13 protein-coding genes and 1 pseudogene are annotated in these 14,229 nt (G+C 67.5%); 3 read left to right on the top strand and 11 right to left on the bottom strand.

The features are described from left to right. The 3 genes from AC27KI_RS11565 to AC27KI_RS11555 all read right to left on the bottom strand — a co-directional run. Positions 1-269: aldehyde dehydrogenase family protein (locus tag AC27KI_RS11565; protein WP_487113904.1), on the bottom strand; the 269-nt coding region annotated here is incomplete at its 3' end. 120 nt (positions 270-389) lie between these two features. Continuing rightward, positions 390-1,940, bottom strand: coding sequence for a UxaA family hydrolase (locus tag AC27KI_RS11560; RefSeq protein WP_284411691.1), 1,551 nt, complete (start codon positions 1,938-1,940; stop codon positions 390-392). Between the two features lie 96 nt (positions 1,941-2,036). Beyond that, entirely contained in the window at positions 2,037-3,041 is a 1,005-nt protein-coding gene (locus AC27KI_RS11555) for a tripartite tricarboxylate transporter substrate binding protein (protein WP_487113902.1), read from the bottom strand. A 149-nt stretch (positions 3,042-3,190) separates the two neighbouring features. Between AC27KI_RS11555 and AC27KI_RS11550 the strand changes: the two genes are divergently transcribed. Next, entirely contained in the window at positions 3,191-3,649 is a 459-nt protein-coding gene (locus tag AC27KI_RS11550) for a thioesterase domain-containing protein (protein ID WP_487113900.1), read from the top strand. Between the two features lie 117 nt (positions 3,650-3,766). Beyond that, positions 3,767-4,699, top strand: coding sequence for a LysR substrate-binding domain-containing protein (locus AC27KI_RS11545; protein WP_487113898.1), 933 nt, complete (start codon positions 3,767-3,769; stop codon positions 4,697-4,699). A 109-nt stretch (positions 4,700-4,808) separates the two neighbouring features. Here AC27KI_RS11545 and AC27KI_RS11540 read toward each other — a convergent pair whose 3' ends face one another. Then, positions 4,809-5,417, bottom strand: a complete 609-nt coding sequence (locus tag AC27KI_RS11540; protein WP_487113896.1) for a hypothetical protein — start codon at positions 5,415-5,417, stop codon at positions 4,809-4,811. A 511-nt stretch (positions 5,418-5,928) separates the two neighbouring features. Here AC27KI_RS11540 and AC27KI_RS11535 point away from each other — a divergent pair. Beyond that, positions 5,929-6,599 (top strand): annotated as a pseudogene (locus AC27KI_RS11535) (Crp/Fnr family transcriptional regulator). A gap of 76 nt (positions 6,600-6,675) precedes the next feature. Here AC27KI_RS11535 and AC27KI_RS11530 read toward each other — a convergent pair. From AC27KI_RS11530 to AC27KI_RS11500, 7 genes are all read right to left on the bottom strand, one after another. Further along, positions 6,676-7,512 carry a hypothetical protein gene (locus tag AC27KI_RS11530; protein WP_487113894.1) on the bottom strand — a complete coding sequence of 279 codons (837 nt, stop codon included), beginning with the start codon at positions 7,510-7,512 and terminating at the stop codon, positions 6,676-6,678. 11 nt (positions 7,513-7,523) lie between these two features. Then, complete coding sequence (locus tag AC27KI_RS11525; RefSeq protein ID WP_487113892.1) at positions 7,524-8,357, bottom strand: YaiO family outer membrane beta-barrel protein; 834 nt, start codon at positions 8,355-8,357, stop codon at positions 7,524-7,526. 31 nt (positions 8,358-8,388) lie between these two features. Next, positions 8,389-9,414: a hypothetical protein gene (locus AC27KI_RS11520; RefSeq protein ID WP_487113890.1), complete on the bottom strand. Its 1,026-nt coding sequence runs from the start codon at positions 9,412-9,414 to the stop codon at positions 8,389-8,391. Then, on the bottom strand, positions 9,411-10,466 hold the full coding sequence (locus AC27KI_RS11515; protein WP_487113888.1) for a bactofilin family protein: 1,056 nt from the start codon (positions 10,464-10,466) through the stop codon (positions 9,411-9,413). The genes AC27KI_RS11520 and AC27KI_RS11515 overlap by 4 nt, the downstream gene beginning before the upstream one ends. Continuing rightward, positions 10,459-11,763 carry a glycosyltransferase family 2 protein gene (locus AC27KI_RS11510; protein ID WP_284431536.1) on the bottom strand — a complete coding sequence of 435 codons (1,305 nt, stop codon included), beginning with the start codon at positions 11,761-11,763 and terminating at the stop codon, positions 10,459-10,461. Before AC27KI_RS11510 ends, AC27KI_RS11515 begins: the two co-directional genes overlap by 8 nt. Positions 11,764-11,767: 4 nt before the next feature. Beyond that, positions 11,768-12,886 (bottom strand): non-hydrolyzing UDP-N-acetylglucosamine 2-epimerase, encoded by a 1,119-nt coding sequence (wecB, locus tag AC27KI_RS11505; RefSeq protein WP_487113886.1) that lies wholly within the window; start codon positions 12,884-12,886, stop codon positions 11,768-11,770. A gap of 695 nt (positions 12,887-13,581) precedes the next feature. Continuing rightward, positions 13,582-14,229, bottom strand: a 648-nt coding sequence (locus AC27KI_RS11500) for an isocitrate/isopropylmalate family dehydrogenase (protein ID WP_487113884.1), incomplete at its 5' end; no start/stop codon positions are given.

The raw sequence follows: 14,229 nt of genomic DNA, 5'->3' as shown, positions 1-14,229 counted from the left end.
TCGTCCTGGTGGGCCAGCACCCGATCGTTCCAGCGCTTGATGATGGCCGCGCGCTGCTTGGCCGGCACCTGGCGCCAGGAAGGAAAAGCGGCATGGGCGGCCTCCAGCGCGGCCCGGGCCTCGGGGGCGCCGGAGTCGGGCACCTCGGTGATCACGGTGCCGGTGGCCGGGTCGGTCACGGGCAGCCGCGCGCCGGGGCCGGGGTGCCAGTGCCCTGCGATGAAGTTGGCGCTGCGGATCAGGTCGGGGCGGTGGAGAGTCAGGGGCAGGGTCAGGGGCATGGGAGGGACGGAATGGGGTTGGAATGAAATCGGGCTCCAGTGCAAATGACACTAGGGCATCTTGCTATCAATTTTGTAGTGATGGTGCCTGGCCCGGTTCAGCCAGGATCAGCTCACGATGCCCAGGTGCCACGGCACGAACTCGTGGTCGCCCAGGCCCAGCAGCTCGCTCTTGGTGGCGCCGCCGCTCGCGTGCCGCAGGATCTGCTCGAAGATTCGCTGGCCCATCTCGGGCACCGTCAGTTCGCCGTCCAGGATCACGCCGCAGTTGATGTCCATGTCTTCCTCCAGCCGCTGGTACATGGCCGTGTTGCTGGCCAGCTTGATCGTCGGCGCCGGCTTGCTGCCGAACATCGAGCCGCGCCCGGTGGTAAAGCAGATCAGCTGCGCGCCGCTGGCGATCTGCCCCGTGGCCGCCACCGGGTCGTAGCCCGGCGAATCCATGAAGACGAAGCCGCTCTCGTCGATGCGCTCGGCGTATTCGTACACCGCGCGCAGCGGCGTGGTGCCGCCCTTCATCGCCGAGCCGAGCGACTTTTCGAAGATGTTCGCCAGCCCCCCGGCCTGGTTGCCGTGGCCCACCACGCCGTTGAACTGCGCGTTCTGCCCGGCCGCGTAGCGCTCCCACCAGGCCAGGCGGTCCAGCAATTTTTGCCCCACCTCGGGCGTGATCGCCCGGCGCGTGAGCATGAACTCCACGCCATGGATCTCCGGCGTTTCCGACAGGATGGCCGTGCCGCCGTGGCGCACCAGCACGTCCATCGCCGCGCCCAGCGCCGGATTGGCCGTGATGCCCGAGAACCCGTCCGAGCCGCCGCACTCCAGCCCGATCTTGAGGTGGCTGGCGCTCACCGTGCTGCGCCGCGCGGCGTTGGCGGCGGGCAGCATCGCCTCGATCGCCTCCACGCCCGCGGCGATGGTGGCGCGCGTGCCGCCCACCTCCTGCATCACCAGCGTGCGCATCAGGCGCCCGCGCTGCAATCCTTGCGAATCCACCAGCCCATCGACCTGGTTGCGCTCGCAGCCCAGGCCCACGATCAGCACGCCCGCCAGATTGGGGTGGCGCGCATAGCCGGCGATCGTGCGGCGCAGCACGTCGAAATGCTCGCTGGGCGACGACATGCCGCAGCCACTCGTCTGCGCGAACGCCACCACGCCATCGACGTGCGGGAACGCCTTCATCCGCTCGGGCGTGAAGTGCGCGGCGATCTGCTTGATGACCGTGGCCGAGCAGTTCACCGACGACAGGATGCCGATGAAGTTGCGCGTGCCCACGCTGCCGTCCTCGCGCACGAAGCCCTGGAACGTGGCGCGCTCGGCTTGCGGCACATAGTCCACCGGCCGCACGTCCGCGCCGAAGGCCGGGTCGCGGTAGTAATCGACCAGCTCGATGTTGTGGCTGTGCACGTAGTCGCCCGGCTCCAGGTCGCGCGTGGCCACGCCGATCACCGTGTCGTACTTCTTCACCTGCTCGCCCTGCGCGATGCGCCGCGCGGCGATCTTGTGGCCCGCCGGCACCTGGGCGCGCGTGCGCACGCCCAGTTCGGCAATGGCCTGCCCGATCGCCAGCGCCGACTTGGCCACCAGCACGTTGTCGTTGGGGTGCAGGTGCAGCAGCGGACTGTCGGTGGGGGCGGGGAGCGGCGCAATGGCGTTCATCGGTGGGGCTTTCGGGTGGGGGCGCTTCGGAAGGGGCGCTCTCTCGCGGGGTGGGGCGGCGCGGCGGCTGCGATGCCGCCGCCCGTTCGCTCGGCATCAGCTTTTCATCAGCTCGCGCAGCTTGAGCTTGTCGATCAGCACGGTCTCCTTGGCGTAGACCGTGTTCACGTATTTTTCGTAATCGGGGCCGTCCAGGTAGAGCAGCGGCGCATCGAGCCGGTCGGCCACGGCCTTGAACTCGGGGCTCGCCACGGCCTGGCGGAAGGCTTCGCGCAGCTTTGCCGCAATGGCCGGGTCCAGGCCCTTGGGCGCGCCGATGCCGTTGGGCGCATCCACCACCACGTCGTAGCCCAGCTCGCGCAGCGTGGGCGTGTCCTTGAAGCGCGCGGTGCGCTGCTCGCCCCAGGTGGCCAGCAGGCGCAGCTTGCCGGCCTCGACATGCGGCGCCCACGAGCTGGAATCGGCCAGCGCATCCACATGGCCGCCCAGCACGCCCTGCAGCGCCTCGGCGCCGCCCTTGAACGGCACGTGGTTCAGGCGGATGCCCGCCACGCTGGCGAATTCTTCCATGCCCACGTGCGTGGCACCGCCCACCCCCGCGTGCGCATAGGTCACCTGGCCGGGGTTCGCCTTGGCGTGCTGCACGAAGTCCTGCAGCGTCTTGAACCGCGAATCGGCCGGCACCGCGATGCCGAAGGTCTGGCCCGAGGTGCGCGCCAGGTAGGTGAAGTCCTTGCGCGGATCGGCCTGCAGGGTGCCCAGTTGCGAGAACCGCGTGACCGAGATCGGGATCTGCCCGATCGTGTAGCCGTCCGGCCGGGCGGAGGCCAGGGCCTTCGAGCCGATCATGCCGGAGGCTCCGGCGCGGTTTTCCACCGCCACCGCCTGGCCCAGGATGCGGCCGGCCACCGTGCACAGCGTGCGCATCGACTGGTCGGCCGTGCCGCCGGCCGGCCAGGGGCAGATGAAGGTGATCGGGCGCTCGGGATAGCCGTTGGCCAGGGCGCGGGAGGGAAGGAGGGTGGACGTGGCGGCCAGCGCGGCTGCGCTGGCGGCGCCCAGCACGAACTGGCGCCGCTGCAGGGGGCGGGAAGAATTCATCGATGTCTCCAGTCTGTTTTTTATCGGGAAAGCACAGGCCGGATTCTTGGGCAGACAATCATTGCTTTCCAATGAATTAGCAGACTCGCTTCATAGCCTGCAGGTTATGAAGACGAACGGCACCTTCCCCTCGTTGAAAGGACGCACCGATGACCACCGAGCCGACCGAGGCCTTGCAGCAGGTGCTGCACCACGACATCCCGCTCACCCGCGACATGGGCCTGACCGTGCTGCGCTGGGAGGGCCACGCGCTGCACCTGCATTTGCCGTTGGAGCCCAACGTCAACCACAAAAGCACCATGTTCGGCGGCAGCCTGTATTGCGGCGCCGTGCTGGCCGGCTGGGGCTGGCTGCACCTGCGCCTGCGGGAGGCGGGCATCGAAGGCGGCCACATCGTGATCCAGGAGAGCCACATCCGCTACCCGCTGCCCGTGCGCGGAGCCGCGGTGGCGATCTGCGAAGCGCCCGACCCGGCCTTGTGGCGCACCTTCATCACCACGTACCAGCGCCGCGGCCGCGCGCGGCTGGCGCTGCACACCCGCGTCCGGGCCGAGGGCAGCGAGGACGATGCGGTGCAGTTCTCCGGGCAGTTCGTGCTGCACCGCTGACCGGGGCGGCGGCCAGCCCGTGCCGGCCTGTGCCCCGGTGCACGTGCTGCATCGCCCACCTGCGGCTTCCTTTCCTGTCCTGTTCTTTCCTTCAACCACCTTCCACGCCCACGCCCCATGAGCCAGATCGACCGCGTTTTACGCTCCAACCTCAAGCTGCGGCACCTGCAGATGCTCGTGGCGCTGGACCAGTTTCGCCACGTCGGCCGCGCGGCGGATTTCCTCTCCGTCACCCAGCCCGCCGTCTCCAAGACCCTGGCCGAGGTCGAGCGCATGTTCGGCCTGCCGCTGTTCGACCGCTCCACGCGCGGCACCGAGCCCACCGCGGCCGGTGCGAGCGTGGTGCGCTTCGCGCGGTCCGTGCTGGCCGGCTACGACCGCACCCGCGACGAGATCGCCGCCGAGGCCAGCGGCGCGCGCGGCCGCACCAGCGTGGGCGCCATGGTGGCCGCCACGCCCGTGCTGCTGGCGCAGGCGGTGGAAAAGCTCAAGGCCCGGTCCCGCCACACCACCGTGCTGATCGAAGAGGGCGACCTGACGCGCCTGCTGCCGAAGCTGCGCCTGGGCGAGCTGGACCTGTTCGTCGGTCGCCTGGAGCCGGGCTACGCCTCGCCCGACCTGGAAACCGAGGCCCTCTACGACGACCCCATGGTCGCCGTCGTGCGACCGGGGCATCCCCTGGCCACGAAACGCAAGCCCCGCTGGGCCGACATCGCCGCGCAGCCCTGCGTGCTGCCCCCGCCCTGGGCCTCGCTGCGGGTGAAGCTGGAGCAGCAGTTCTTCGCGCACGACCTGCACCCGCCGGCCGACATCGTGGAGTCGGCGTCGTTCCTGTCGCAGATCACCTTCTTGCACCAGCGCGGCGCCGTGGCCTTCATGGCGCGCACGGTGGCGCGGCATTTCGCGGAGCAGGGAATGCTGGCGGTGGTGAAGGTGCCGGTGGAGATCGAGTTGCCGCCGGTGGGGCTGATCCGGATGCGGGGAGTGGAAGGGACGCCGGTGACGCAGGCGTTGGTGGGGTGTTTGAGGGAGGTGGGGAGGAGAGAGTAAATCGCTCTTTGTGACCCAGAGGCGGCGATGGCTATTAACCTGGTTGAAAATTGGATAGAGGAAATATTTAAAAATATCTATTTTTAAGATAAGGGGTGTGATGGAATTTTTACCTGCAGGTGATGCATGGATTGATTATTAAAATGAGTGGTAATAGTATGATGAAGCCGATAATCAAGGCCCCATCCCCGCCTTGTGAGATGGGCGACGATGTTAGATTTCTGCTCGATTGAAATTTGGATGAAGGCGAGACTTGTACGACGTAGGTCTGGTTGGTTGCTTGTAATTCTCCAGTACGTGTGCCATGGTTTTTTAAAAAACGCGTACCTTTGATGCTGCCACTTAAGACGTAACGATTGCCAGTGTCGGCGAAACCAAGAGCGCGTGCCGTGTCGGCAATTTCTTTGGATTGATTTTTTTCTTTGTTGAATTGAAGTGTCCACTCGCCCTTAATTTCTGTTTCTGAATCCAATTCGAAAGTGTTGAAGCTGGCGGAGAGTTGTGAATGTAGATTTGATTTAATCGCTGCAATGAGGTTTGCGGGTGGCTTGAAGATATAATCAAATTCGCGGCCAATGATTGCCAGGGTGTCTCCGTTGGGAGATATTGCAAGTGATTTGAAAATTTCTTTGTAGTAGAGTTGGCGGTCGATGCGGTTTGCGCAGCCTGTCAGGGTGATGGCTGCAGAAGCGATAAGTGCGCGGCGGCTGATTTCCATATGAATTTTTTAATAGTGGTGCAGTTACTTGCGTTGAATCTGGATTTTTATCGCTCACCGATGTCCCGAAAAAGTTGGCGAAACGTGGTCCCAGAATGAAGATGAGCCAGAGCGATCTGACCCATCCGGCAAGACCAATATTTTGCAATCAACTCGAGCCGCCTGATCGCATCGCCGACCGCATGGTGGCCATCCAAAATGCGACATCGTCGGCTCAGGTCCTGCCACTTCCTTGATCGCCGTAGCGATGGAGTCGTGTACGCCAAGCCGTATCCCTGGCGTTGTCAGTGGCCAGCATCGACGTCTCTTAACGAACCGTGGTAGGTGCCAAATTCCATACGAGGGCCTTTCCGCAACAAAGCCCCTTATGTGCGCCACCGCACATAACGTCTAACGCGTTGTCCATATACTTTTTGAAACACATCCCAGCGAACAAGTCAAAAATATGTCCCGTGTGCCACTGCAGCCACTGCAACCTGACGACGTCTCCAGCAACGGAATACTCCATGCGATGGCCGCAGACGATTTGCAGCGCTGGTTGCCCCTCATCGATGTGCTGGAGCTTCCGCTGGGGCAGGTGCTGTACGAGTCCGGTGCGGCGGTGCGGCACATCTACTTTCCGGCCACCGCCATCGTGTCGCTGCTGTATGTGATGGAGGACGGCTCCTCCGCGGAGATCGCCGTCGTGGGGCGGGAAGGGGTGGTGGGCATTTCCCTCTTCATGGGGGGCGGGTCGATCCTGAGCCGGGCCGTGGTGCAGAGCGCCGGCCGGGCCTTTCGCATCCGGGCCGATCGCATCCGCGGCGACGTGGCCAATCCGGCCATCCTGCCGCTGCTGCTGCGCTACATCCAGGCACTCATCACGCAGATGTCGCAGACCGCGGTCTGCAATCGCACCACATGCTGGACCAGCAACTGTGCCGCTGGCTGCTGCTCAGCCTGGACCGGCTGGAGGGCAGCACGCTCGTCATGACGCAGGAGCTGATCGCGGGCATGCTGGGCGTGCGGCGCGAAGGCGTGACGGAAGCGGCCATGAAGCTGCAGAAGGCCGGGCTGATCCGCTACTCGCGCGGGCGCATCGAGGTGCTGGACCGACCCGCGCTGGAGCAGCGCTCGTGCGAGTGCTACGCCGTGGTCAAGCGCGAGTACGACCGGCTGTTGCCGCCCTCGCACAGCCTCTGAGCGGTTCGTTGCGGGGCCACTCGTGCGGGCCGCGCGCCCGGCCGGGCGGCGCGCCGGCCTTGATCCTTTATCTGTCTCAGCGCATGGCGTTGGGCGATACGTCGCTCATGGCCCAGGAGTACAGGGCCACGAACACGAGCGCATCGAACACCGCGCCGAAGCAGATGTACAGCACCGGCATGTAGAGCACCGACAGGTGGTGCATGAGGAAGGCCTGCGCCATGACCTGGTGGGGGATGAGCAACGCGAAGAACGCCAGGATCGCCAGGGTGTTGCCCACCTTCGACAGCAGGCTTTCGTTCAGGATGTAATAGCCGGCGCCCAGCATCACCGGCGTGGCGACCATCATCACGTAGCCGATGAACATCAACTCTTCGCTGTGCCGGGAAATCGTGTACGGAAAATGCTGCGGGATGAACCAGAAGTAGGCCAGCGCGAACGCCTGCACCACGCCGATGATGCGCATCGGGTACTTGAGGGGCAGGCTGGCTTTGCGCATCCGCAGCGAGGCCCCGAGCAGCGCCACCACCATGGCCGCCGCGGCCGCCATGCCGGCCATGCCGGGCAGGGGGCGGTCGCTCGCGCCCGCGGTGAGCGCCATGCCGTCCGAGCCCACGCGGCCATCGATCAGCAATCGCTGCAAAGGAATGTCCAGGGCCTGCGACCAGAACACGATGACGTCCCGCCAGAAGTCGAACAGCTCGCGCCGCCCCCACAACAGCAGCGCGCACAGCGCCGCGGGCAGCACGATGGCCTGGACCAGCAGGAAGGGCGTCACCTTCAGGGGGGTCATGGAGCGGTGCGGGCGGCTGTGCACCTGCCTGCCGGTTTCGCGCAAGGCCTCGAAGGTGGCGGCGAAGGCGCGGCCGTGCGGATGCGCGGCATCTACCGGGATGGGGGTGGTTGGTGTCATGGCGCCTCCGCTCAGAAATCGTGGAACAGGCCGATGGTGGCGCCCACCCGCCGGTACAGCGGGTTGCTGTAGCGGTTCATGGCCAGCAACAGGCCGGTGTTCTGGTCGATCCAGTGCCGCCAGGCGATGCTGGCCTCGCGGCTGTCGAAGTTGACCAGCTGCGTGGCCGGGCCCGTGGCCAGATAGCCTTCGCCCCCCCAGCCGACCCGCGCGGTCACCAGGTCGGCCTTGGCGCGGCCCCAGGTCAGGGCCACGAAGTGCTGGCGCGTGTTCACGCTGCCCGGGGCGCTTTCGTTGAAGCGCACGCCGCCCTCGACGATCCACGGTGCCTCGAAGTAGTAGCTGGCCCCCAGCAGCACGCTGCGGTCGGAGTGCCCGTCCGGCGCCCTGTAGTAGCCAGCGCCCAGGGTGCCCACCAGCCGGCGGTCGGCCAGGAATTTGCGGTTCAGCGTGGCGTCCACGCGGTACTTGGGCAGGTAGAACGCACCGTCGCCAGCGCCGAGGGTCGCCGAGCCGTACCAGTCTTCGTCGAAGCGGTATGTATCGCCCACGCCCAGGTAGGTGCCGCCCACGCCGAAGCGCCGGTGCGAAGACAACTCGCCCTGCAGCACGTGGCCGGGCAGGCCCCATCCGCCGGTGAGCGTCATGTCGCGCCAGTTGCCGTAGGGGCCGCTCAGGTGCTGCGTCCCCGCGCTGAGCTGCAGGCTGCGGGTGCGCTCTTCGACGGGTGCGGGCGGCGCGGGGATGATCAGGTCCTGGCCTGTGGCGGGTGCCTGGGCCAGGCCGGGCGCGGGCGCGCACAGGGCAAGCAGCCAGAGAAAGGGAAGGGCCGGGTGGCGTTGCATGCGGGGGGCTCCAATGGGGCGGTCGGGTCGGCTAGCGGCAGGCGGCCGCGGGAGGGGCGGCGTCCACTCCCTTGCTGGCCAGGATCTGGAAGGACACTTCGTCGGTGACCGCCCAGCGGGCCGAATGCCGCAGCGGGGCGCTGTGGCGCACCCAGCAGCGGGCGGTGTCCGGGTCGTTGCGGCGCAGCGCCAGCACGGCGATGATTCCCCACGGGTAGTCGGTCTGGCCCTGGGCCAGCCACTCGCTTCGGTGCCGGCGCATCCAGTCGCGGTAATGGGCGTCGGCCGAGTCCGGCAGCAGGGGAAAGCCCACCATCAGCGGAAACAGCTGGGCCACGTGGTCCGGGTAGAAGGCCGCCGGCTGCGCGCGCTGCTCCATCTGCGTGGACACCAGGAAACGGCGGTTCACCGGGTCCCAGAACGTGTCGTGGATGGCCTGCGCCAGCCGCTCGGACGGCTCGGCGCCCGGCGCGCTCAGGGGCTCGCGCACGCGCAGCGACCAGACCTCCAGGTTGTCCATGAACAGGCCGTGCAGGTACACCGGCGACACCATGTAGATCCCACGCGAGGGCTGGTAGAGGTGGGCCAGCGCCGCCCGGCTGGTGGCCTGGCTCTTGCGCAGGGCGGGCGAGGCTTTCACGTGCGCCGGCATGGCCTGCAGCAGCCTGAGCCACATCGCCAGCAGCGAGTCGTCGGCATCGGCGGTCTTGCAGGCCTTCCACCCGCCGCCGTCATCGCGGCAGAAGCGGTCGAACGTGCCGTCGGGTTTTTGCTGCGGCACCAGCCAGTCCGCGAACCGGACGGCCGGGCCCTGGATGTCCAGGCCGTTGTCGTGTGCGAGCAGCAGGGCCTGCAGCGTGAAGTAGGGGTCGCTGGCCGCGCCGCCATGCAGGATGGTGATGGCGCCGCTGTCGCCGCCGTACGCCTGCAGGTCCAGCGGCGGGGCCGCGCCCGCCCTGCTGGCGGTGCCCGCGGCGTGGGCGAAGGGCAGGGGCAACAACGCCATGGCCGCGATGGCGGCCAGGGCGTGCAGGGCGCGGGAGAGACGCGTGTTCATGCCTGCTTCACCATGCCGATCTCGTGGGCCCAGAGCGTGCCGTGCACGACCGCGCCTTCCTCCGCCACGATGCAACGCCCGCTCACGGTCGTCAACGCATCGGGCAACCCGACCACGGTGCGCGCGCCGAGCATCACATCGCCTTCGCACACCACCGGCCCGAGCGCGAGCGCGCCGGGCAGCAGGTACACGGACTGCTCGCAGGTGATGGCGCCGTGCACGACGGCCCCTTCGCCCAGCGTGATGCCGCCGCGCGCCTTGATGTCGCCGACCACGGTGGTGAAGGGGCTGATGGTGAGGAACCCCGTCACCACCAGGGAGCCACGGTAGATGGAGTGCTCTGCCAGCGTGCAGTCACCCCGCACCATGTACAGCTGCGGGGTCCGCTGGATGGCCTGCGCCAGCGTGGCATAGCTGGCCGTCTGTTGGGCCGGCGGCGTGGGGGTGGGCGGGGCCGTGGAGGGCTGACCCGTGCCCGGGCCTCCCAGCCGCACCACGGGCGCATGGAGCCGCTCGAACCAGCAGGGGGCGGCCAGCTTCACCGCCGCGCCCGCGGACACGCGCCGCAGGGCCGTGCTGCCGGGGCCCAGGCGCAGCTCTCCGTCGGCATGCGCCCAATCGGCGATCTTGCTGCCGTTACCCAACTCCAGGTCGCGCGTGGCATAGAGGCTGGAGAACGCGCTGCCGGCACCCACGTGCATGCTGCCTTCCACGAACACGGGCTGCAGCGCGACGATGGCCGCGGGCGTCGTCACATCGCCGCACGCCAGCAGGCGGGCCCGGGCGCTGGCCCATGCCGCAGGCGCGGCGTCGGGCGGGATCAGGTCGAAGGACTCGTACCCCGTGGACTCGCCGTGGCCGAGCCGGGCCTGCGCATCGGCGCGCAGCCGCCGGGCAAAGTGGTCGATGTCGGCCGCATGGTCGGGTGGAACCAGCAGGGCCGCGCTGTCGGTCGGGCGGCGCCATTCGCGGATGGCCGGCACGAAAGGCAGCAAGAACAGTGCGGCGCAGGCCGTCGCGAAGGCCAGCAGCATGGAAGGGTATTCAGGCATTTTTGACCTCGTTGCGGTAACGCGCCGTCTTGTCCCACACCATCTCGCGCTTGAAGAGAGCGTCCAGAAGCAGGCTCCACACGGCGCCGGAGATGGCGAACAGGCTCACCATGAAGCCCAGCATGTTCAATGGCAGCAGCCGCAGGCGCCTGCGGTTGCCATCGATCAGCACCGCGATGACGATTTCGAAGAACGCGGCGAAGTTGCCCAGCGTGCCGTAGACCATCAGCGCGAACACGGGGATCAGTTGCGACAGCAGCGACCCCGCGTTGAGGAAGTACAGCCCCAGCGCCAGGCACCAGCCGGCCAGCATGATGAGCGGGATCACGAAGACGAACAGCAGCAGCATTCCGTCCACGCGCTGGCCCAGCGTGAGGTAGGGGCTGGTGACGAACTTCCACCAGTGCCGCGCCAGCACCTGGTTGTGTCCCTTGGCCCAGCGCTTGACCTGCTTGATGCGCACGGGCCATTCCTCGGGCACTTCCTCGTAGCACTCCGAGCGGTTGGTGTAGACCGTCTTCCAGCCGTTGAACATGAGCCGGAAGGTGATGTCGGTGTCCTCGGCCAGCGTGTCGTCGTGCCAGCCGCCCACGGCCTCCACCGCCGACATGCGCACGCCCCCCACGGTGCCGCCGTACTGCGGCATCAGGTTCATATTCATGCGCGCCTGCTGGTCGACCTGGTAGCCGGCCGAGCGCTCCAGGTCCAGCAAGCGGGTCAGCAGGTTCGCACCGCTGTTGACGGGCACCACGCGGCCCATCACCGCACCCACTTCCGGATCGAAGAAGGGCGCCACCAGCTGCTTGAGGAGCCCGCGCCCGGGTACGTAGTCGGCATCGAAGATGATGGCGATGTCGCCTTCGGCAAAGCGCAGTGCGTCCTTGAGCGCCGCCGACTTGCCCGGCTTGCCGCTGGTTCGGTGAAAGGGGGCCAGCCGGGACGGGAACCGTTCGTCGTAGCCGTTGATGATCTGCGCCGTCGCATCGCTGGAGCGATCGTTCACCGGAATGATCATCATGCGGTCGGCGGGGTAGTCGGTCTTGAGCAGCGCCTCGATGCAGCCGGCGATGACCTTCTCTTCGTTGTGCGCGGCAATGAACACGGTGATCATGGGCCACTGGGCCACCGCGATGTCCAGATAGGGATGGCGCTGTGTGCCGACGAGCCGGCTCATGGTGAACGCAAAGTGCCGGATGCCGTACAGCACCATGAACAGCACCACGAACATGAGCAGGTAGGCCATCACGGCGGCGACCGGCTGCGCCGAATAGGCGGGAAGAAGTCCGAGCGGATGCATGGTGTCAGGCCGCCAGGGGCAAGGGCATGGGTGCCGCGGGCGCCAGGTGGCTCGCCAGCACGGAGACGATGCGCTGGCAGGCCTGGCCGTCGCCGAAGGGGCTGTGCACCTGCGCCATTCGCCGGTGCGCCTGGGGGTCGTCCAGCAGCCGCGTGACGTGCGAGACGATGGCGTCGTAGGACGGTCCGATGAGCAGCGCACAACCGGCCTGCACGGCCTCGGGCCGCTCGGTTTCGTCACGCAGCACCAGCACGGGCACGCCGAAGGTTGGGGCCTCTTCCTGCAGCCCGCCCGAGTCCGTGAGCAGCAGCCAGGCGTCGGCGAGCGCCTGCTGCATGTCCATGTAATCGAGTGGATCGCTCAGCCGGATGTTGGCGATGCCGCCCAGCAGTGCCTGCACCGGCTCGCGCACCACGGGGTTCTTGTGCACCGGAAACAGCACCTGCAGCCCGGGGTTCTGCCGCGCCAGATCGGCGATGGCGCGGCAGATGCCGCGCACGCCTTCGCCCCAGCTCTCGCGCCGGTGGAAGGTGACCAGCAGGTGCCCCCGCCCTGCGGCGCGGCGGCGCACCCCGTGGTGGGTGCAGGTCCAGTGCTGCGCATCCACCACGGTGTTGCCCGTCACGTGGATGCGTTCGTCGGGAATGCCCTCCGACCGCAGTGCGGTGCGTGAGCGCGAGGTGGGCGGAAAGTGAAACTGCGCGAGCCGGCTGATCATCTGGCGCAGCCCTTCTTCGGGAAAGGGCCTCGCCAGGTTGTAGGTGCGCAGTCCCGCCTCCACGTGGGCCACCGGCCGGCCACGGTAAAAGCCCGCCAAGGCCCCGATGAACGCGGATTCGGTATCGCCCTGCACGATGACCAGCGCGTAGTCTTTCGCCTGCAGCACCGCGTCGATCTGGCGGCGGCAGCCGGCGCTGAATTCCTGCAGGGTGCTGCCTTCGCGGTGGAGCACGATGTCCGGCCGGATGGTGAAGCAATCCAGCATCTGGATGGCCATTTCGTCGTGCTGGCCCGTGTGCAGCCAATGCACGCGGGCCCAGCTGAGGGCCCGCAGCGCGTGGTACAGGGGCGCCAGCTTGATGATCTCGGGGCGCGTGCCCGAGACGATGAGAATGTCCTGCATGGCTCGATCCTTTGCGGTGTCGGGGGTGGGAGAGAGGAAGGAGGAAAAAGCCAGGCATCCCGGAGGGACGTCGCAGTGCCGGCGCGCGCGCTGCAGTGGAGTGGCCAGAGCCCATGCTCCATCGGCCCGCTCTCCTTTTTGCACGGCACGGGCGATGGTGCGTGCGGGTTGGAACGCGGTCTGTTCGCTGACCCACATAGCGTTGTAGGCGTGGGCCGCCATCGCCGCCTGGGTGCAAGAGAAGGGGCGGGTGCCGAAGGCGCGTGGCGGTGGAGTGCCTGCCCGGCACCGTTTCAGGGAGGGCTCAGGGAATGAATGCGAGGTTGCGTTGCGTGCGAAGCCGTGCCCGCGCCGGCGGCCTGGACGCGCCAGGACGTACGGCTGTGCAAGGTTGCACACGGCCGCGTGCCATCGGCCGCATGTGCTGGATCGGAGATGGGGCCGTTGGCCCTTGGCTGAGCACGGGCCGAAGCCAGGGCTGCTGGCAGGTCATGGCGAGGGAGCGGATCGCTGACGTGCCTGGCATGCGGCGCGAAGGCGTGACCCGAGCGGCCACGCGTGCGCTCGTCCATGCGCGCCCCGGCATCCGCCTCTGCCGCTGCCGCGGCAAGCGCCTGCCCGGCTGGCAGGGAGGACAGGACCTGCGTTGAAAGAGGCGCTGGCAGCGCCCTCGTCGAAGGCGTGCCGCGCGTGGATCAGGCCCGTGCGATGTGTGCCGCGATGGCCTCACCCACCTGCGTGGTGTTGGCCGCGCCCCCCAAATCCGGCGTCTTCGGCCCGGTCTTGATGACCTCCTCGATCGCCGCCACGATGGCATCGTGCGCCTGCCGTCCCGCGCCCTGGCCTTGCGTCAAGAAGTCCAGCATCAGCGCGCCCGACCAGATCATGGCGATGGGGTTGGCGATGTTCTGGCCGTAGATGTCCGGCGCCGAGCCGTGCACGGGCTCGAACAGGCTGGGGAAGGTGCGCTCGGGGTTCAGGTTGGCCGAAGGCGCCAGGCCGATGGTGCCGGTGGTGGCGGGCCCCAGGTCGGAGAGGATGTCGCCGAACAGGTTGGTGGCCGCCACCACGTCGAAGCGCCCGGGCTGCAGCACGAAGCGCGCGGTGAGGATGTCGATGTGCTGCTTGTCCAGGGTGACCTCGGGGTAGGCCTTGGCGATGTCGTCGGCGCGGGCGTCCCACCAGGGCATGCTGATGGCGATGCCGTTGCTCTTGGTGGCGAGGGTCACGTGCTTTTTGGCGCGGCTTTGCGCCAGGTCGAAGGCGAACTTCAAGAGGCGGTTGGCGCCGTGGCGCGAGTAGACCGATTCCTGGATGACGACCTCGCGGTCGGTGCCCTCGTA

The sequence above is a fragment of the Acidovorax sp. KPB24-03 genome (assembly GCF_057546605.1).
Note: the sequence above shows the minus strand (reverse complement) of the source record. Positions and strands in the feature narration are given on the sequence as shown.

What these genes read in the sequence shown, in the direction of transcription:
- AC27KI_RS11520 (WP_487113890.1), bottom strand. Translation starts at nt 9,414, where the DNA reads ATGAACACGCGTCTCTCCCGCGCCCTGCACGCCCTGGCCGCCATCGCG.
- AC27KI_RS11510 (WP_284431536.1), bottom strand. Translation starts at nt 11,763, where the DNA reads ATGCATCCGCTCGGACTTCTTCCCGCCTATTCGGCGCAGCCGGTCGCC.
- AC27KI_RS11555 (WP_487113902.1), bottom strand. Translation starts at nt 3,041, where the DNA reads ATGAATTCTTCCCGCCCCCTGCAGCGGCGCCAGTTCGTGCTGGGCGCC.
- AC27KI_RS11525 (WP_487113892.1), bottom strand. Translation starts at nt 8,357, where the DNA reads ATGCAACGCCACCCGGCCCTTCCCTTTCTCTGGCTGCTTGCCCTGTGC.
- AC27KI_RS11530 (WP_487113894.1), bottom strand. Translation starts at nt 7,512, where the DNA reads ATGACACCAACCACCCCCATCCCGGTAGATGCCGCGCATCCGCACGGC.
- AC27KI_RS11550 (WP_487113900.1), top strand. Translation starts at nt 3,191, where the DNA reads ATGACCACCGAGCCGACCGAGGCCTTGCAGCAGGTGCTGCACCACGAC.
- wecB (WP_487113886.1), bottom strand. Translation starts at nt 12,886, where the DNA reads ATGCAGGACATTCTCATCGTCTCGGGCACGCGCCCCGAGATCATCAAG.
- AC27KI_RS11515 (WP_487113888.1), bottom strand. Translation starts at nt 10,466, where the DNA reads ATGCCTGAATACCCTTCCATGCTGCTGGCCTTCGCGACGGCCTGCGCC.
- AC27KI_RS11545 (WP_487113898.1), top strand. Translation starts at nt 3,767, where the DNA reads ATGAGCCAGATCGACCGCGTTTTACGCTCCAACCTCAAGCTGCGGCAC.
- AC27KI_RS11560 (WP_284411691.1), bottom strand. Translation starts at nt 1,940, where the DNA reads ATGAACGCCATTGCGCCGCTCCCCGCCCCCACCGACAGTCCGCTGCTG.
- AC27KI_RS11540 (WP_487113896.1), bottom strand. Translation starts at nt 5,417, where the DNA reads ATGGAAATCAGCCGCCGCGCACTTATCGCTTCTGCAGCCATCACCCTG.